This window comes from Rhodopirellula sp. UH5, from assembly GCF_056839225.1.
This window is the reverse complement of the sequence record NZ_CM166390.1, coordinates 6,590,094-6,608,089: the sequence shown is the minus strand read 5'-3', so window position 1 is coordinate 6,608,089 and position 17,996 is coordinate 6,590,094. Positions and strand designations below refer to the sequence as shown.

11 protein-coding genes are annotated in these 17,996 nt (G+C 57.8%); 5 read left to right on the top strand and 6 right to left on the bottom strand.

Annotated features, from left to right (window positions below):
• Positions 1-81: 81 nt before the first annotated feature.
• Genes UH5x_RS23550 through UH5x_RS23540 form a run of 3 tightly spaced genes read right to left on the bottom strand, consistent with a single transcriptional unit; the run spans position 82 to position 4,240 of the window.
• Positions 82-1,353 carry an amylo-alpha-1,6-glucosidase gene (locus UH5x_RS23550; RefSeq protein ID WP_482633886.1) on the bottom strand — a complete coding sequence of 424 codons (1,272 nt, stop codon included), beginning with the start codon at positions 1,351-1,353 and terminating at the stop codon, positions 82-84.
• Positions 1,350-3,191, bottom strand: a complete 1,842-nt coding sequence (locus tag UH5x_RS23545; protein ID WP_482633885.1) for an ATP-binding cassette domain-containing protein — start codon at positions 3,189-3,191, stop codon at positions 1,350-1,352. The genes UH5x_RS23550 and UH5x_RS23545 overlap by 4 nt, the downstream gene beginning before the upstream one ends.
• The gene (locus UH5x_RS23540; protein ID WP_482633884.1) at positions 3,188-4,240 is read right to left on the bottom strand and encodes an HlyD family secretion protein; all 1,053 of its coding nucleotides are present in this window, start codon (positions 4,238-4,240) and stop codon (positions 3,188-3,190) included. Before UH5x_RS23540 ends, UH5x_RS23545 begins: the two co-directional genes overlap by 4 nt.
• Before the next feature lie 408 nt (positions 4,241-4,648).
• On the opposite strand from UH5x_RS23540, the gene UH5x_RS23535 reads away from it, so the two are divergent.
• Together UH5x_RS23535 and UH5x_RS23530 are read left to right on the top strand one after the other, a co-directional pair.
• Positions 4,649-5,041 (top strand): BlaI/MecI/CopY family transcriptional regulator, encoded by a 393-nt coding sequence (locus tag UH5x_RS23535; RefSeq protein WP_482633883.1) that lies wholly within the window; start codon positions 4,649-4,651, stop codon positions 5,039-5,041.
• Positions 5,034-5,504: a hypothetical protein gene (locus UH5x_RS23530; RefSeq protein WP_482633882.1), complete on the top strand. Its 471-nt coding sequence runs from the start codon at positions 5,034-5,036 to the stop codon at positions 5,502-5,504. The genes UH5x_RS23535 and UH5x_RS23530 overlap by 8 nt, the downstream gene beginning before the upstream one ends.
• A gap of 190 nt (positions 5,505-5,694) precedes the next feature.
• Here the strand turns inward: UH5x_RS23530 and UH5x_RS23525 are convergent, their stop codons facing one another.
• Positions 5,695-6,816 carry a polysaccharide biosynthesis/export family protein gene (locus UH5x_RS23525; RefSeq protein WP_482633881.1) on the bottom strand — a complete coding sequence of 374 codons (1,122 nt, stop codon included), beginning with the start codon at positions 6,814-6,816 and terminating at the stop codon, positions 5,695-5,697.
• A 291-nt stretch (positions 6,817-7,107) separates the two neighbouring features.
• On the bottom strand, positions 7,108-10,143 hold the full coding sequence (locus UH5x_RS23520; protein WP_482636062.1) for an AsmA family protein: 3,036 nt from the start codon (positions 10,141-10,143) through the stop codon (positions 7,108-7,110).
• Between the two features lie 524 nt (positions 10,144-10,667).
• Here UH5x_RS23520 and UH5x_RS23515 point away from each other — a divergent pair.
• The 3 genes from UH5x_RS23515 to UH5x_RS23505 all read left to right on the top strand — a co-directional run bounded on the left by UH5x_RS23515 (position 10,668) and on the right by UH5x_RS23505 (position 15,194).
• Positions 10,668-12,239 (top strand): outer membrane protein assembly factor BamB family protein, encoded by a 1,572-nt coding sequence (locus UH5x_RS23515; protein ID WP_482633880.1) that lies wholly within the window; start codon positions 10,668-10,670, stop codon positions 12,237-12,239.
• A 178-nt stretch (positions 12,240-12,417) separates the two neighbouring features.
• Positions 12,418-13,308 carry a dienelactone hydrolase family protein gene (locus tag UH5x_RS23510; protein WP_482633879.1) on the top strand — a complete coding sequence of 297 codons (891 nt, stop codon included), beginning with the start codon at positions 12,418-12,420 and terminating at the stop codon, positions 13,306-13,308.
• Between the two features lie 356 nt (positions 13,309-13,664).
• Positions 13,665-15,194 (top strand): transposase, encoded by a 1,530-nt coding sequence (locus tag UH5x_RS23505; protein WP_482632748.1) that lies wholly within the window; start codon positions 13,665-13,667, stop codon positions 15,192-15,194.
• 183 nt (positions 15,195-15,377) lie between these two features.
• On the opposite strand, the gene UH5x_RS23500 is transcribed toward UH5x_RS23505, so the two are convergent.
• Positions 15,378-17,993 carry a c-type cytochrome gene (locus UH5x_RS23500; RefSeq protein WP_482633878.1) on the bottom strand — a complete coding sequence of 872 codons (2,616 nt, stop codon included), beginning with the start codon at positions 17,991-17,993 and terminating at the stop codon, positions 15,378-15,380.
• Positions 17,994-17,996 lie beyond the last annotated feature (3 nt).

Here is a 17,996-nt window from a genome sequence, read left to right as displayed (position 1 = left end):
GTATGAGGAGTAAGAATTTGCGAGACGCGAAAAATTTCTGAGCGAGAACGCAGCACGTCCTCGTTGCACGAAGGGTTTCAGTCATGATTTGCCCGCTCTGAATAGAGGCGTGCCTTCCAGGGCGTGATGACCGATGACGGCACCCGCGGCACTCCAGCCCTGGTGACGGGTTCCTCCAGCGGTGAACCGTTGACCGTGCACGTATTCGGGAAAACTCCACGGTTCGCCATCCATTTCCAAGGCATTGGCTCGATGGATTCCCAGCAGATACCTCCGTGCCTCGTCCTGCTTGCCTCGGGCCGCCAGGTCGGCCACATAGAACCCCGTGACCATGGGCCAGAGACCACCGTTGTGATACTCGTGCGGTTGATTCTTGAACGTGTATGAGAAACTCATCTGCAAATCACGCCAGTCCTCATCCACCGGCTGGATCACGGGATAAAAAGCGGGCATCAATGACATGTCATCGGGAACGACGCCTTCATCGATGAGGAACGCATCCACGCGGGCACGCTGCTGATCGTCGGCCACGTCCAGCAACGAAACGAGCACGTTGGCCAAGGAGTCAAACCGGTAGCCGTATCCCTGCGGTGAAAAAAACGACATCCAGTGGTGATTAGCACAGTGATCGCAGGCTGCGGCCTTGCCTTTGCGGTAGAGCACTTCGTGGTACACATCATCGGGAAGCTCGTTCCCATCGTCGAACCAATAGTTGTCACGAATCACATGTTTGAGGTGAGTCGTTTTTTCTTCCAAGACGTGATCCGACGATCCGTGCAAATGACGATGGACCGCACACAGGTCTTGCTGAGCTTGCAAGTAAAGCAGTTGATCGTAGAGCACATAGCCGTGGTGAATGTACTCGTCCGCCCAATCGCCGGTTTGAGGCACGTACAACAGCCCACGGTTATTGAATTCCCAGGCACCGAGGAGGAATCGCACGCGTTCCATGACCGGCAGCATGTCGTTGAGGAAGTCGTCATCGCCAGTGGCGTGCCAGTATTGGCAACAACCGATGAGGAACCACAGGTCCGCATCCACCCGCCCCGTTGTACCGCCATAGCTGACACGACCTGCCGCGGTGTCCACGTTGCTCGGAATCTCACCTTGCGGCCCCTGGTGGTGAGCCAAGGTCACCAACGTGTGGCGCAAAGTGCCCACCAACTCACGGTCCCCCGTCATCAAGGCGGCAAGCCCCATGATCACTCCGTCCCGCGCCCACACTCGACGGTAATTGTCACGCAGCGAGGGACTGGCCAGAAACCCATCTTCGCTGCTGCACTCGCGCAACAACGCGATCGCGCGGTCGTAACCGTCACTGAGAAGTGCTTCGTTCGTCTGTTGCTCGTTCATGATCGTGATCCTGCTGCGGCGGTTCCAAGTGAAATCTCGCTCATTGGAGATTCAATCAACTGAATGAAGGCCTCTTCCATGGTCGGATTGGGATTGGACTGGTTCGCTGATTGATGTTTGATTTCGGCGGGGGCGCCGAGCGCTAGGATTTCGCCCGACATCATGATGGCCATGCGGTCGCAGTACTCGGCTTCTTCCATGAAGTGCGTCGTGACCAACACCGTGACACCGGATGCGGCCAGCGAATTGATGCGATGCCAAAACTCTCGCCGGGTCAGCGGATCAACGCCGGACGTTGGCTCATCCAGAAACAGAATCTCGGGTTCATGCATCAACGCACAAGCCAACGACAAGCGTTGCTTGTAGCCCAGTGGCAGGCCGCCGCTGTTGTCGCCCGCGATCGCCTGCAGCTCGAACTCATGCGTGGCCCATTCCATTCGTTCCCGTCGACGACGGCCACGCAATCCGTACGCACTGCTGAAGAATCGCAGGTTGTCGGCGACACTGAGCGTGCCATACAGCGAAAACTTTTGAGACATGTAGCCGATCTTCGCACGAGCGGTCGCGGCGGCTTTGCGAACGTCGAACCCTGCGACTTGCAAGGTTCCGCCCGTGGCAGGGAGCAAGCCACAAAGCATCCGAAACAACGTCGTCTTGCCCGCCCCATTGGCACCCAGCAAGCCAAAGACTTCGCCGGGCGCGACATCAAACGTCACTCGCTTGACCGCATAGAAATCGCCGAACTGACGCTCGACTTCCTGAACCTTGATCAGCGGCTCAGGGACATTCGCCTTCGACTTCTCTCCGGATGGGTCGAGTAAAATGAGGGGAGGCCTCTTTGATGGAACCTCGACTGCCGAGGAACGTTCGCGGCGTTCATGAAGCATCGCTATGAAACCGTCTTCAAATCGTGGCGGAACCGCGGTGATGGATGCATTGGGATCATTGGGAAACCACTTTTCGGCGGACGCATCCACGTTGCCTTCCACAATCAAGCGGACGGAGTCACCTTGGATCACCGCGTCGGTCACGCCTGCTTGGCCAGCCAACTGCTCTTGGACGTCACGGTTTTTGCGCCGCGGGATTTGCACTTGAAAGGCACGCCCGGTCAAAGGCTCGCTGAACTGAGTGGGCGGTCCCTGTCCCAGCAGTTGCCCTTCGTCCAGCATGATCACTTCGTCACAACGTTCGGCTTCATCCAAGTAGGCCGTGCTGAGCAGCACCGTGGTGCCCTCTTCACGCACGAAGCGTTCGACGATCGTCCAAAGTTCTCGCCGTGAGACAGGATCGACGCCGACGGTGGGTTCATCCAACAAGAGCAGTTGCGGTGGATGAATCAACGTGCAGGCCAAACCGAGTTTTTGCTTCATGCCGCCGGACAATTTCCCCGCCAGTCGGTTGGTGAACGGGGCCAGACCGGTCATGTGCATCAACTCGGTGAATCGCGTCGGTCGAACGTCGAGCGGAACCCCTTGAAGATCGGCGTACAGATCCAAGTTTTCCTGGACCGTTAAATCCTCGTACAGACCGAACCGCTGTGGCATGTAGCCCACCGTGACTTGGACCTGCAATGATTGCCGGGCAGCATCGAGTCCCAGCACGGTGACCGTTCCACGATCCGCCTGCAGAATCCCGGTGGCCAGTCGCATCACCGTGGTTTTGCCGGCACCATCGGGCCCAATCAGTCCGGTGATCTTTCCTGTGGCGACACTGAACTGCAAATCACGCAGCGCTGTGACGGTCCGCTTTCCCGCCTGGAAGTTCTTTGTCACATCGTTCAAATGCAAGGCGACGTCGCCACGGTTGGGCGACGAAACAACGAGTCCTTCGCTGCTCATGGTCGCGTCACAATGCTCGTGCCATCGGGCTCCACTTCGTTGGCTTCGTCGACCGTTTGGTTGAGCGGGATCTTGACCGTCGCGGGCATCCCCAGCCGCAATTCATTGTCGGGATTTTTGACGAAGACACGAACTTGATAGACCAACTTGGTCCGCAGTTCACTCGTTTCGACGGGCTTGGGGGTGAACTCGGCTGACGGTGAGATGAACCCGATCCATCCCGGGTAACCTTTGTCTGGAAAGCTGTCCGTGACAACGGTGGCGGTCATGCCTTCGGCAATCTTGCCCAGGTCGGACTCCGATACATAGGCTCGCACCCAAAGGGGATCGTTGAGTGCCATCGTGAAGACCGGCTTCAGCGGTGATGCCATGTCGCCCACTTCCAGGATTCGGGTCTGGATAACACCGACAGACGGCGCGTATAGCGACGCATCATCCAAATCATGTTCTGCCTGTGCCAGTTCGGCTTCATAGCGTTTGAGCGTCGCCTTGGCTTCGGCGATGTCCTCCTCTCGAGGACCAGCGAGGACCAAGTCCGCCACCGCTTGCAGCGATCGGATGCTGGCTTGAATCGAATTGTATTCCGCCAGGGCATCGTCGACTTCTTGTTGCGAGGCCGCGTTGGATTTCAGAAGTTTGCGAAGCCGTGCGATGGTGCGTTCTTTGTCGACCGCGGTTGCCTGGGCTTCCTCGACATCCGCAAGCGCCTTGGCAATTTCTTCCTTTCGCGACCCCGCTTCGAGTCGGGCGACGACCTGCTTCTGCGCGTCGACGATGGCCTGGGCGCGAGCAACGGCATGGCCCAGTCGCTCGGTGTTCAACTTGGCCAGCAACTGACCGGTGGTGACACGGTCGCCCTCTTCGACCTTCAGTTCCGCGATTCGCTCGCTCCCGTTGATTGCCAACTCCACTTGGCGAACATCAACGTTGCCGTACAGAACGAGTTCGCTGGTCCCCTGATGATCCTGCCCAGAACGCCAGTACCAATAGCCTGCTGCAATGCCACTGAGCACACCGGCGAAGAGGATGGAACGAATGAGTTTTGGCATGTTCTTGGGTCCCAGATTACGAGTCGTCATCGGAACCATGAAGCTCGATGGAAAGGCACTCGAGGTCGGATTGGCGTTTGCCCCACCTCTTTTCGAGTTCCGCAATCTTTATACCGGGACCTGGGCTCAGCGGCCAAACAAGCGGCGATGAACCTCTCGTCCGCTCCCATCCCCCGTAAAACGTGTGCCCAATCGCGCACCAAGCTTGGTTGCCAATCGCGGACGCCGTGTCGGTCAAAAAGTCGATGAGCGCGCGGTCAGTGTGTCCATTCCGCACACAGACGGTTCGCGTTTGTCGTCCTTGCTCCCGTCCTGGTCTCGCGAATCGCTGCCGTTCTGCGTCCGCTATCGGAGCGTCCCTTGACTCAGCGAACGCCTTCGCTTTCAGACGACGCGTTTGGATTTCAGATGGCCCGCTCTTCCAGTGCTTCCCCAACCGATGTCGAACTGCAAATCTTGCGTGTGCTGTGGGAACACGGTGCCTGCGGTGTGGGTGTGATTCACGAGCACCTGTCTCGTGAACGAGGCACCAACTACTCGACCACCATGAAAATGTTGTCGGTCATGTTGGGCAAAGGCCTGGTCAAGCGAGACGAAACACAACGTCCCCATTTGTATCGAGCGGCTTGGAGTCGCGAGCGAATGGGCAAGGGCTTGCTAAAAGATTTGGCGACCAAGGTGTTTGAAGGATCCGTGTCGAGCTTGGTTCTCAACGCACTTTCGAACAGCAAGGCAAGCCAAAGCGACATCGAAGAGATCCGTCAGATCCTCACTGAAATGGAGAAACGCAGCGATGAATAGTTGGATGGAATCCACTTGGGCAACACAACTGGGATGGGTGTTGCTCAACAGCGTTTGGCAATTTGCATTGATCGCGATCGGCATTGCCGCGATCCGAACTTTGCTGCCGGTCTCAGCGAGACAACGCCATCATTTGGCTTGTTTGGGAATGCTGGCGATGGGGCTGTGTCCGTTGGCAACATGGCACACCCTGTCGAGGTCAATCGACTCTGCGACCATGATGAGCAACCTGCCAATCCGCTTGAGTTTCGAGTCGAGCTGGCATCTGCAGGTGTTGGTGCCCGCCTGGCTCGTTGGGATCGCGATCTTTTCGACACGACCAATCTTGGGTTGGTGGTCGCAGAGAAAACTGTTGAGCGAAGCAACGAGCGATATCCCAGATCATTTGGCTGAATCGATTGCCCGAGCATTGAACCGAGTCGGTCTTCAACGCGCGGTGCAGTTGCCGGATGGGCTGGCATGATGATTGATCCGGTTGGCGGCGTTGCCGACCTTTCACCACATGATGACACATCGTTCCGATTCAGCCTGTTGATTGAGTCAGCCGGAACGCGATCGCATCCGGTTCGTCTCCGGCAACCGTGGACCAATGCCCACCGGCTGAACGCTGCATCTGCGAAACGAATTCACTCAACCGGCTGGATGGCGACGGGTTACTGCGAGAGTGGAGCAAACTCGAGTTCGCCGTCGACGTCCGCATCGCTGGTCGGGCCGGCGTGATTGCCTTGGGCGTCTTGCGTGTTGAGGTAGTCGCTCAGGCTGGCGTCTTGGTCCGCCGGAATGTTGTCCGGCTCCACGAGTCCTCCCACTTGTGACCTCTCGTTTGCCAATCGCATCCAGCCGACACTGCCGGGAGGAATCATGGCGTCGTGAACCATGGCCATGGGTTTGGCGGTGACGTACTCGGGGTTGCGGCAGGCACGGTTGCATCCGGAACAACGTTCGCACGGACGGCTGCCTCGCCAAAACATCAGCTCATCCAAACAGCTTCGCGACGCGACGAAAACGCGATCACCGGGTTGGATCTGATAGTTCGTCGCCGTGTTTCCCATTTGAACGATTTCGCGGTAACAAACCGGCAAGGTGACGCGGCATTCACAGGGATCGGTTGGCCGAGCCAACAGGATTTGGCACGGATTGGCGCTGGACGTCAAACCGCCCGCTGACACGATCGCATCGAGCACGGTTTCTGAGCCGGACAGCGGATACGCCCCCGGGGCGTTGACTTCACCCAGCACATAAAAGCGATCGACTGGTTCGAGAAGCCGAACGTTGACTGCGATGGCGTCGCAATCCTCGGGCAGCGGTTCTGGCCGGTTCGATTCCGAACCTTGTTCGCTGGCTGCTTGTTCGCTACGTAATTGTTGGCAGTCAGATTCCTGCTGACGAATCTGGTGAGCGATTTGTTGCTCGATGAGTGATTCCGCCTGCTCGAGATCGCGGCCGGCGACGATAACGCGTCCGTAAGGCCCCAGGTCCAAGGTTCCGTCCGCCAAGACGACTTGGTCGGCCGGCAATCGCAGATCGCGTTCCAGATTGATGGGCTCGATCAACAGTGCGTCACCCGGCTGCAAGGCTCGCGGTGGCAAGACTTGCTTGGCATTCTCTCGAGCGATTCCGCCGGGGATTCGAGAGGCGTTGAGCACCTCCTTTGCTTCGCTGGTGAGCGTCGCGCCGGACGGATACAGCGATAGCCCCAGCGTGCTGCAACCGGTGCTGGCCATTGCGAGCAAGCAACCAAGCGTGAACAGAATCTGATGACCAGAACAACTCATCCTATTACCTCTTGCCGTGGAATCCTTTCCCTACGAACAATCGGCTCAAAGAACAGAACTGGCGTGACTGATTCACGAAGACCGTGGTGATCATCACAACCCGCAAACCTCGCCGCGGTTCAACGTTCACGCGAATCAATCAGCGTTTTCGAACGCAAGCAGACTTAAGCAGGTCGGCAGGAATGATCGGGTAGAACCATGTGAGCCGTTTGGGCGTTAGCCCCGGTTGGACGTGGAAGCAACCACGCTTGCCAAGACATTTCAAATGCCGAAAGACTCCTGCCGACCTGCTTAAAATCCGCCGTCCATGCCATCGACGGCGCCGGCGGTGATTCCCGTCAGAATCAATCGCTGGCCTTCGCGAAGAAGGAATCGAGCCGTTTCTTCGCGGAATGTTTCGACAGGACGCAGTCGCACGATCGGACTTTGAGTGGATCCCATCACGGCCACGACCAGCGTCCGGTCGCGAAGCAGTTCCGAGACGCTGAGGATCGCGGAAGTGGGAAGAAGCGAGCGAAGAGCGTACTCTTGTGCCAATTGGGTAAAGTTTGCTGCGATGTCGCGATAGTCACCCGTCGCAATCAACGCGTTCAAATCCAATCGCCCGCTCCGCAAGTACACCTTGCCATCCGCTTGCACGAGCGCGTTGTCCGACCCCAGCCAGAACTCATCCAGCACGACGACTCCTTGGCCAAGGATGCCTTTGGCTTCGCCCACATCGAACGACTGATTGGCCAGCGAGATCGGGCCGAGAAAACGCGAGGCAGCAAGCAACCCAGGCACGGCCGCACCGCGAGTATCGCCCAGCTTGAATTCAAAGCGTCCGGACAAATCATCGATGGATTGAATGGATTTCCCACGCAGTGAAATCTCGCCAGAAATTTCACCGCTGGCCAGTGAACTGGATCGACCAAGCTGATCCGTCAACCGAACGATGTCCATTCGCCGGGTCTTCCAGTGGCTGGTCAGGTCGACACCGCCAGAGCGGCCCGACGAAAGTAGCAAACCGCCTTCCAATTGCCCTCCTCCAACGCGGGAACGCACGGAGGGAAAGTCGACGCTCCATTTGGATGATGGAAAATCCGCGGTCGCAACGATCGAACTGTGAGCGTTGCCAGCGGGAAGGCCGTAGATGTCCAGGTCTCGTCCATCGACGTTACCTCGCACCCGCATCGACTCGGTGTGTCCGGTGACGGTTGTCTTGCCAGACACTCGTCCAGCAAAGCTGTTCGCGGTCTCGCCAATGAACCACAGTCCGCGTTTCAAATCCACGCGGGATGCCACCAATCGCGTGTCGAATCGCGGGTGAATCCGTCCGTCGCCATCAACTAAATAAACCAGTCCATGCAGGCTGACGGAACCGTCCGCGTAGTCGCCTCTGAGAGACTGAATCCGGAGCACGTCGTTTTCAATTCGGCCAGCCAATCGAAGTTTTCTTGAAAGCGGCTGAGCACGATACTTGAGCTGCGACAGCTCGAGATCGATCGTTGTGTCCGGAATCGTTGTGTCTGGAATCACAGTGCCTGGTATCACTCTGCCAAGTCCGCTTGGTGATGCGAAGTTGACCGAGACATTGCCGGTTGCCTTTCCGGTCAGCCCCATCTTTCGACGTGCCAACAAATCAACCAACGCGTCCAACGACACGCCATCGAACTTCAGTTGGGAAGCTTGGAGCCGTGCGGGCAAATCATTCCACTGATCCGAAGCGATCAGTTGTGCGGTGGAGTTGCCTTGGACGGTTCCGCCGAAGAGGTCGCCGTTTAAATCGAACTGGAATTCACCTTGGTTGGCGGAAACGTTCGCGGTCAAATCACCGATCGAAGCATCGCCCAGCATGATGGACGAAGCAATCAACTCCGCCGACCCGCGATGCGCAACCGGATCGGTGAGTTGCTTCAAAGGGACTTTCCAATCGATCACGCCGGACAGCGTCGATGCGATTTTGAGTTCAATGGAGTCTGAAACAGGAAGTCGTAGCTCAGGTCGAATGTCGCGAAAATTGAGATCCACGACGAGGTCTTCTTGATCACGGCGAGGCACGGTTGCTTGGCCGGAGACTTGTCCGCCAAACAGAGTGGCGGTCAGCGATGTCAATTCAAAAGCGGTCTCAGTGAATTGATATTCGGACTCGACACGATGCACCTTGAAGCGTGAGGGGAGCTCAGAGCTTTGTCGCCGCGGAGTGAGAGCGAAGTTGGTTGGCGTGAAGCGGACATCGTGCTCGAACGAGCCGAGATCGACGCCCACGACTTGGATCGATGGAGACGCCAGTGCCCCAGCGATGTTCCATTGCAGTTGTTCCGCCCGGTCGCTCAGTTCGCCTTGCCCTTGGATTCGAAAATCAAGTTTGCCCTGAACGAGTCCTTCTTGTTCGGATGATTCAGAGGCGGCGATCCATTCGGACACCTGCCCGATCGGAAGGTCGTCCGCGGCCACCTCAAAGGAGAACGGTCCATTGCCGGTCAGCGGAAGATCCGCTTGGCCGATCATTCGAACGGCGGAGGGATTGGACGTCGGCGTTGTTTGTAAATCGATCTTGTCGGCTCGCAGACGACCGTCTCGCATGACCACTTTGCCGACCTTCAAATCCGCCGGCGGCAATCCACCAAGTTCCAGGGCGTCGGCTTGAAAGGTTCCCTCCAAGTCGTAGCTGGCGATGTCGTCGATACGGTGGATGGGAGCTCGAAACTGCACGACTCCGGATAGCTCACCATCCTTCGGGAGCATCGGCTCGTAGGACGGGAACAACGAGGCAACCAGTTTTGTGATGGGGGCGAGCGAGATGTCGTCCACCTTCAACTTTGCGGACACGTCACCTTGGGGGACCAATTCAAGTGATCCGCTTCCTGTGAACTCGCCTTTCGTTGGATCGTTGGAAGTCTCGCCTGATTCGACGGTCGAGCCGGTCAATGAACTTAGCGTCGCAACGCCATCGCGATAGCGGACCGTGGTTCGCAGATCGAGAAATTCGAAACGGTCGACGACCAAGCGTGAACTGCTCAGTGTTCCATCGAAACGGTAGGCGGCCCCGTCGGTGAGGGAGGTCCATGGAACGCCGACTTCAAACTGCACCGTCACGTTGCCTTCCAACGGGATGCCAAGATCGATCCCGATGGATTTCAGTCGCTCGGACAGTTTGGCGACATCGATCTCACGAAACTCCCATCGGCTTTCCCAATAGCGATCCGCGGGGGCCGCGTTTTCTTGACGTGCAGGTGGCTGACGTGCAGGTGGCTGGACTGCGGGGGGTTGCTGGGCTGAAAGTTGTGCGGCAAAGGCAAGCGACGAAAACACCGTGACGACGCCAATGACGATGCACGTGCGCAATCGTCCGGCCGAACTGAGGCGGCACATGGCGGGCGGCGGATCGAGGCGATTCCCGGACACTTTGGCTCCATCTTTCGTAGTTCATGCCATTTTGAACCGCAGCCTACAAAAAGTTCGCCGCCGGATGCCAACGGAATCTGGCGGATTCGAGCGGATCTGAGACGCCAGCATCTGCCGCGATTGGATGCCGTCCAGTCCGCCTGCCACGGGGCAAATCATGGGCCCAACGGTGCTTTCCGGACAGGCATTTCTCATGCATTGCTGTCCGAGAAGTGTAGAAACCTGGCCAATGTTGCGGGGTTCCACTCAATGTCCGAGCGGCATCGTTCGGCCCAAGTCGGGATCACCGACGGCTGATGGACGCCGTTTGGATGCGGCAAAGGGCAGTTTTGTATCGATCCAAACATCGCATCACCAACCGGCCGCCGACTTCCCTAAACTTTCTGTCGTGGCCCGATGGGCTCGCGGTGCAACGAAGCACCCGTGATTTCTTTTCGAACAGTCTTTTCCCAGGATTCCTACCGATGACCGGTTTTCAACGTTACTTGGTCGTTCTTTTGTCGCTCGCGTTGTGCGACTCCATTGTCGATGCCGAAGACTGGAGTCGCTTTCGCGGACCGAACGGATCGGGAGTCGCAACCAGCAGTGAACCGGTTCCGGTTCGCTGGAGCCCAACGCAGAACGTGCAGTGGAAGGTGGCTCTTCCCGGAGCAGGCGTCTCCAGCCCCATCGTGGTCGGCGATCGAGTCTTTGTGACCTGCTACTCCGGTTACGGGCTCGATCGAGCCAATCCTGGCGACATCACTGATCTGAAACGACATCTCGTTTGCATCGACGCCAAGTCAGGCGAAATGATTTGGGAGAAATCGATCGATGCGGTTCAGCCCGAGGATCCCTACACGGGTGCAGGCGTGCCTTCGCACGGTTACGCCTCTCACTCACCGGTGTCGGATGGTGAAAACGTGTACGTGTTCTTTGGAAAGACCGGTGCGTTCGCGTTTGATTTCGATGGCAACCAATTGTGGCACACCCCACTGGGAACCGAATCCGATCCGCACCGTTGGGGTTCTGCGTCCAGTCCGATCCTGTTGGACGACAAAGTGATCGTGACCGCGTCTTCAGAAAGCCAAGCGCTCGTGGCCCTCGACAAAACGACAGGCAAACAACTTTGGCGTCAGGAAGCCAAGGGCTTGGATAATTTGTGGGGCACACCGGCGCTCGCGAAAACGGAAAACGATGAGCTGGAACTGGTCGTGGGAGTCCCCGGCGAGATCTGGGGAATCAACCCTGACAACGGCAAACTTCGCTGGTTCGCTCAGGCGGGTGAATCGGACCAAGCCAACACCAGCGCGATCGTGGACAAAGGCGTTGTGATTGTCGTGGGCGGTCGAGGCAGCGGATCGATGGCGGTTCAACCGGGAGGCCAAGGGGACGTGACCGATTCCCATGTGGTGTGGACCGGTTCCGACGCAGGCCGATTCGCGACGCCGGTTGCATACAATGGCTATGTTTATTCGGTCGCGAGCGACGTGCTCTCCCGCACGAACACAGAGACCGGCGAAATGGAAGATCGAGTTCGCTTGTCAGGTGGAAGCCGCAGTTCAAGCGGTGGACGCGGAGGCTCGGACTACGCGTCGCCGATCGTGGCGGACGGGAAGTTCTATTACGTCAAAGGCAACGGCGACATGTTTGTGGTTGATGTGCAGGATGAACTGAAGCAACTCGCGGTCAATCGCACCACGACCGAGACAGAGTCATTCAGCGGATCACCCGCGTTGAGCAACGGCAAGTTGTTCGTCCGATCGAACAAGCATCTGTACTGCGTCGTTGCCGGTCCCTTCGATGAATCGGCCGATCCGGCCCCCGCCACCGAAGCAGCCGACTCCAATGAGACCGCACAGCGCGGCGATCGAGGCCGTGGTGGCCCAGAAGGACGTGGCGGTCCCGGTGGTTTTGGACGCGGCGGGTTCGGCAACCGAGGTGGTGGCGGTGATCGTGGTCGAGGCGGCGGACGCGGAGGCCCGGGCGGTCAACGCGAAGACAGCCGTCCCGATCGCCCTCAGCGACCGCCGTTGGAAGAAGCCACCAACAACTAAACCGTCCCTGGGCGGTGCCCAAGGCTATGATGTTCATGGCCTTGGGCCAATCAAACCAATCGACAAAACGCAACTCGGTCGGCCCAGCGGCATCACGGCGTGATCCCTCGCTGGGCACCCACCCAGTGATCGTGAAATGGTGTGTTTTGAACTTGACTCGTAACCAGGAACCCAATCGATGAAACGCAAGACAGCCAACCAATTCGACCAACGTCTCCTCGATCTTTATGACGATTTCGCCCACGGGCGACTGACTCGGCGTGACTACATGAAGGGATTGGCCGCATTCGCGGTTGGCGGCGTCACGGTCGAAGCACTCGAAGAAAGCCTTTCGCCGAACTACGCCTGGGCCGAGCAAGTTCCCGCGACGGACCCGCGAATCAAAACGGAAACGATCACGTATGACTCGCCTCAAGGCGGCGGGCAGATCAGTGGTCTGCTGGCGCGTCCGGCGACCGGCAACAAGTTCCCAAGTGTCTTGGTGATTCACGAGAACCGGGGACTCAATCCGTACATCGCCGATGTCACGCGTCGCTTGGCTGTCGCAGGTTTTCTGGCCTTTGCTCCGGATGCTCTGTCACCGCTGGGCGGCTACCCCGGCAACGACGACGATGGACGTGCGATGCAGGCTCGCCGCGACCGTGGCGAGATGACGGAAGACTTCATTGCCGCGGCCAAGCTGCTCGACACGCACAAGCTTTCGACAGGGAAAGTTGGTGCGGTTGGGTTCTGTTTTGGGGGAGGCGTGGTCAATCAACTGGCCGTCCGCTTGCCCGACGTGCTCGACGCTGGGGTGCCGTTCTACGGCAGCCAACCGGACGCCGCCGACGTGGCCAAGATCAAGACGCCATTGTCGATTCAAAACGCGGAGCTTGACCGCCGCATCATGGCCGGCGCAGAAGCTTTCAACGAAGCCCTGGCAGCCAACGAGGTGCCTCACGAGTCACACGTTTACCCCGGCGTCAATCATGGTTTTCACAACGACACGACCCCTCGTTACGACGAAGCCGCCGCCGAACTGGCTTGGAAACGAACGCTGGCATGGTTCAACCAACATCTGAAGGCGTGATGGCACAAGAAGTGAGTCGTTTGGGCGTCGGTCCAACGACAAGGTACCAGCCACCTTCCGAATCCCCGTACGACGGTCTTCCAAGACCGTCGACCACCACGACATCACAACCCGAACGCGTCAGCGAGGGACCACACGGCATCCCCCCACGACGGCCCCGTCCGGGGCGACCGTTTGTTTCTCGGCATTGGTCTCGGGGCTTCCGCCCCGAGCTAAGTGCGACGGCCCCTCCGGGCAACGCCGTGAACGATTTTGAGGCCGCGATTTGTGGTGTTTTGCTGAACTGCCCTTGAAGTGTAAAAGCCGGATCCCCCTACCAACCAACTGAAACACTTCAGTCAGAAAGGAATCCGGCTGTGTCAAAGAAACTCGATTCTCACGAATCAAGCAAGGCCAAAGAACATGCTCGACAAAGGAAATCCAACCGAGCTAAGCGCAAGGTCAAGATCGAATCTCAGCGAGAGCGTTATCGGAAAGCCCAGACGCGCAACGCCAAAGAGTTCCGCAGTGCGATCGATTGGGTGCTGGGTGACGAGCAGGCAGTGCCGACGCAGGCCCACGGCAACACTGGCTGGAAGACAATGACTCTGATGATCCAAGCCTTGCTGTGGATCTTCTCTGACAAGGACAAGCTCAAGGATGCTTTTGATTCAGGCACCCGGCAATGCAAAAAGGTCCACGGGAGGATCGCATTTTCAAGTTACTCTGGACTGATCAAGGCGCTGGTTCGATGGACTCCCTGGTTGTCCGAGGTTTTGCTTACTCGGATTCACAAGCAAATCGAGGCAACCGCCGGCAAGCTTTGGAGGACGACTGGTTGGGTCGTCATGGCTGTCGATGGTTCTCGAAACACAACGCCGCGAACACTGAGTAACGAAAAAGCGTTTTGCGCTCCCAATCATGGTCACGGGACAACGGCTCGGTATCGAAAAAAGAAGACCAAAGGAATGCGCCGTCAGGCCATCGAGAAGAATCCACCGGCACCGCCAGTACCCCAGATTTGGATCACAAAGATTTGGCACGTTGCCACGCAACTGACTTGGTGCTGGAAACTTGGGCCTAGCAATGCGTCCGAACGAGCACACGTGCAAGAGATGCTAGAAAACGGCGAATTCCCGGGGAAAACGTTGTTTACCGGTGACGCGGGATTCGTTGGCTACGAATTTTGGAAGAGCATCATCGATGGGGGACACCACTTTCTCGTTCGCGTCGGCGCGAACGTCAACTTGCTGCATAGCCTCGGCTACGATGTCGAGCCTGGCGAAGACAACCTTGTTTACTGCTGGCCCAAGGACAAACGCCGTGAGGGCATGCGTCCCCTGAAGCTTCGCATGATTCAGATCCAACTCGGCCGCAAAGAGGCAGTTCTCTTAACGAGCGTTTTGGATGAGAAGAAGCTCACGGACGAGCAAGCACTGGTAATTTACAAGAGCCGCTGGGGAATCGAATTGGAATTTCGCAACCTAAAGCAAACGTATGGACGACGACAACTTCGCTGCCGCCAGAGCGTCCGGGCGTTGGTGGAGTTGCATTGGTCGATCCTCAGTATTCTGATCGTCAAGCTGTATGCCTTGAAAGTACACCTCGCGAAGAAACGTCGCCGGGGTGATCCGGTCGCGATGCCTGGTCGAATCAGCTTCGCAGGGGTGGTGCGTTCTTTCCAACGCATTCTTGAGAACCTCAACGAGACCGATCTCGAGGAACCGAGCTTATCGGAGATGCTGAGGGATGCGCTGATCGATGATTACGAACGCAAGTCGAGCAAGGAGGCGAGGTATAAACCGAACAAGAAAGACAAGCCTCGTTGCGGTCTCCCCAACGTCACTCGCGCCACGAAAGAAGATCGCGATCGACTTCAAAAACTGGGGTTTTGTACCGTCGCCTAAATCGTTCACGGCGTTGCCCTCCGGGGCGAGGGCGTGGAACCAAGCTCGCCTGTGTGGCTTGCTTGAAGCGTCGCCATCAGCGGACAAAAAAAACGACTCCGGAAAGCCTGGCTTTCCGAAGTCGTTTGGGGTGCTCGTCGTTCGCAGAATTGTTGTGCTCAGTGCGGTTCGTTCGAGGACGAATTATCGCGAGGCAACTGGTTGCGTGTAGATCGCGTGCTTGGCGTTGCCACCGGCTCGCAAGTAAGCCACCAAGTCAGCGATCTCTTCGGCCGTCAGGGTGTCCAACAAACCGTTGGGCATCATGCTGACCTGGGATTCTCGCGTTTGGATGACGCTTTCGCGGTCCACTTGAGCCAACGACGATGGGTCCAACATGTTGGTCATCACGTTCAAGACTTGGCCGTGCATGTTGATCACGCGGCCGGTGATGATGTCACCGTCTTCGGTCAAGAACTGAGTGGAGCCATACTGATCGCTGATGACTTTGCTGGGTTCGATGATCGAAACCAACATGTCATGCGGGCTGTACTTGCCACCGGCACTGGTCAAATCAGGACCGAGGATGCCGCCCTGCAGCCCCATGCGGTGACACTTGTAGCAGGTCGCGGCTGCGAACATGGCTTTGCCGTTCGCAAAGTCAGGACGATGACTCTCATCGCTGACGACATCGACCAGATCCTCGACCTTCCATTCCTTGACGAATTCACGAGGTGGCCCGGCGGGAGCCTCGTCCGTTTGCTTTGGCTTCGCAAGCACTTCGACGAGTGATTTTTTGTCCGCATCGGACAAGCCATCGACCGTGACCTTTTTGATGTTGTCCAAGAAACCGCCGAACGACATGCCACCTCGAGCGGTTGCCATTTCATTGAACCACGCCAAGTACTGGCGACGCAGATCCATGTTCCAGCCTTCTTTGGCCGCTCGCAACGCCATCGCGTAGTGAATCTGGCTCTCTTGGCTGGGCGAATCTTCCAGAGCAGCCACAACGGCGGCGGTCGAACCGGGCACGTTGAGGTAAATCGCCATGATTGCCAATTCGCGGTCCAGCGAATCGACGCCCGAGGGGAACTGACCTTGGATCTTGCCGATCAACACGTCGCGTTGAGCCGCATCGAAGTCACCCAACCGCATCGCGACCAAACCAGCCGCACGCAGGAAGTCGATCTTTTGACTGGCGGTGAGCGTCTCGAGGTCAATCGAAGCCAACGCTTTGACCGCATCGGCTTGATCGGCTTTGGCACCGGTGCGAGCCAAAGCGACGACGCCGAGAATCTTGGCTTCACTGTCAGTCTGGCTCAGCACGGTTGCTTTCCAAGCCGCAGGCGAACGGTGTTCCAAAGCAATCCGAGCGGCGAAACGAATCGCACGGTCGTCGTGGCTCAGGTTTTCGATTGCCAACTGAATCGCGTCCTCTGCACTGACGGACAGATCTTCGTCATCCACGTGCAGTGCTTCGATGCTTTGACGCAGTTCACGAAGCTGCTTGGCTTCGTCTGACAAAGCAATGACCTCTTCCGCTGCGTTGGCGGCGGCGATGTCACCGGTGTACTTGATCCGGTACAGACCACTTTGCGTGCCTCGTCCGCCAATCGCAAAGTACAACGCGCCATCGGGGTGAATCACCAAATCGGTCACGGGCAGGGGAGCAGCGGTGGCGAAGGTTTCGTAGGTGCCGCTGTAGCTGGATCCGTCTTCGGTCAAATGAACCGCGTGGATGTTGCCGTAGCTCCAATCGGAAATGAACAGAGCGTTTTCGTACTTCTTTGGGAACTTGGCTCCGTAACCGAACACGATGCCGGTTGGCGAACCAGGGCCGATATCCACGGCGGAACCGAACGAGTCCGGGTAGTAGGCAGGCCATTTGCCGGTGCCGTTTCGCCATCCGAATTCGGAACCGCTGATCACGTGATTGATTCGTGTGGGACGGTACCAAGGTGTGCCGACGTCCCATTCCATGTCGGCGTCGTATGTGAACAGCTCGCCTTGACGGTTCAGGGCGATGTCATAGGGGTTTCGGAAACCGGTCGCGATCAATTCCACTTCGCTGCCATCCGGGTTCAGCGAGCAGATGAATCCACCGGGTGCCATGCGGCTGGCGTTGTGACCGCGAGCATCGGGCATGCGACCGAGCAGGTGATCCTCTTCCCAAACCTTGGGCACTCGCGAGTGAGCGATTTTCTCAGGCAGGTTGGTGTTGTTGCCTGCGACCATGACGATGCGTTTGCCATCGGGCGTCACGAGCAACGCGTGCGGGCCGTGCTCACTGCCGCCATTGAGCGGAATGATGTGTTCCTTTTTATCGTACTGATCGTCGCCATCGGTGTCGGTCAAACGCCACAGTCCACAGGGCTGGTCCCGAGCGTTGACGTTGGCGTAGAGCGAACCGAAAGCGCACAGCAACCCTTGGGCACCGACGAAATCGATCTCGAGTTTTTCGACCTTGGCTTCGCCCGAGCTCATGTCGATCCGGAACAGCCCGCCGGATTGGTCGCAGGCAATCAATCGGCCTTTGGGATCAACGGTCAGGCTGACCCACGAGCCTTCTGAGTCCGCGGCGACTTCGTGCAGCAATTCCACTTCGAAGCCCTCGGGGACTTTGAATTGCTCGGGGGGAGTGACGCCCAAACCGGCGGCCGAAACGGTTGAAAGTGAAAGTTGGCCCAATCCGAGCACGCCACACAGGGCGCCCAGCTGGACGATGGACGACGTGACCGAGCGAAGAAGCCGGGGCAACGAGTTTCCCGCGTGCGTGCTCGCAAAACCGCGGGCTGACGTGGAAGAACGGAGGGATTTCATGGG

Excerpts from the sequence above, each read along its gene's own strand:
- UH5x_RS23535 (WP_482633883.1), top strand. The coding sequence starts at position 4,649 with ATGGCCCGCTCTTCCAGTGCTTCCCCAACCGATGTCGAACTGCAAATC.
- UH5x_RS23545 (WP_482633885.1), bottom strand. The coding sequence starts at position 3,191 with ATGAGCAGCGAAGGACTCGTTGTTTCGTCGCCCAACCGTGGCGACGTC.
- UH5x_RS23540 (WP_482633884.1), bottom strand. The coding sequence starts at position 4,240 with ATGCCAAAACTCATTCGTTCCATCCTCTTCGCCGGTGTGCTCAGTGGC.
- UH5x_RS23515 (WP_482633880.1), top strand. The coding sequence starts at position 10,668 with ATGACCGGTTTTCAACGTTACTTGGTCGTTCTTTTGTCGCTCGCGTTG.
- UH5x_RS23550 (WP_482633886.1), bottom strand. The coding sequence starts at position 1,353 with ATGAACGAGCAACAGACGAACGAAGCACTTCTCAGTGACGGTTACGAC.
- UH5x_RS23530 (WP_482633882.1), top strand. The coding sequence starts at position 5,034 with ATGAATAGTTGGATGGAATCCACTTGGGCAACACAACTGGGATGGGTG.
- UH5x_RS23510 (WP_482633879.1), top strand. The coding sequence starts at position 12,418 with ATGAAACGCAAGACAGCCAACCAATTCGACCAACGTCTCCTCGATCTT.
- UH5x_RS23525 (WP_482633881.1), bottom strand. The coding sequence starts at position 6,816 with ATGAGTTGTTCTGGTCATCAGATTCTGTTCACGCTTGGTTGCTTGCTC.
- UH5x_RS23500 (WP_482633878.1), bottom strand. The coding sequence starts at position 17,993 with ATGAAATCCCTCCGTTCTTCCACGTCAGCCCGCGGTTTTGCGAGCACG.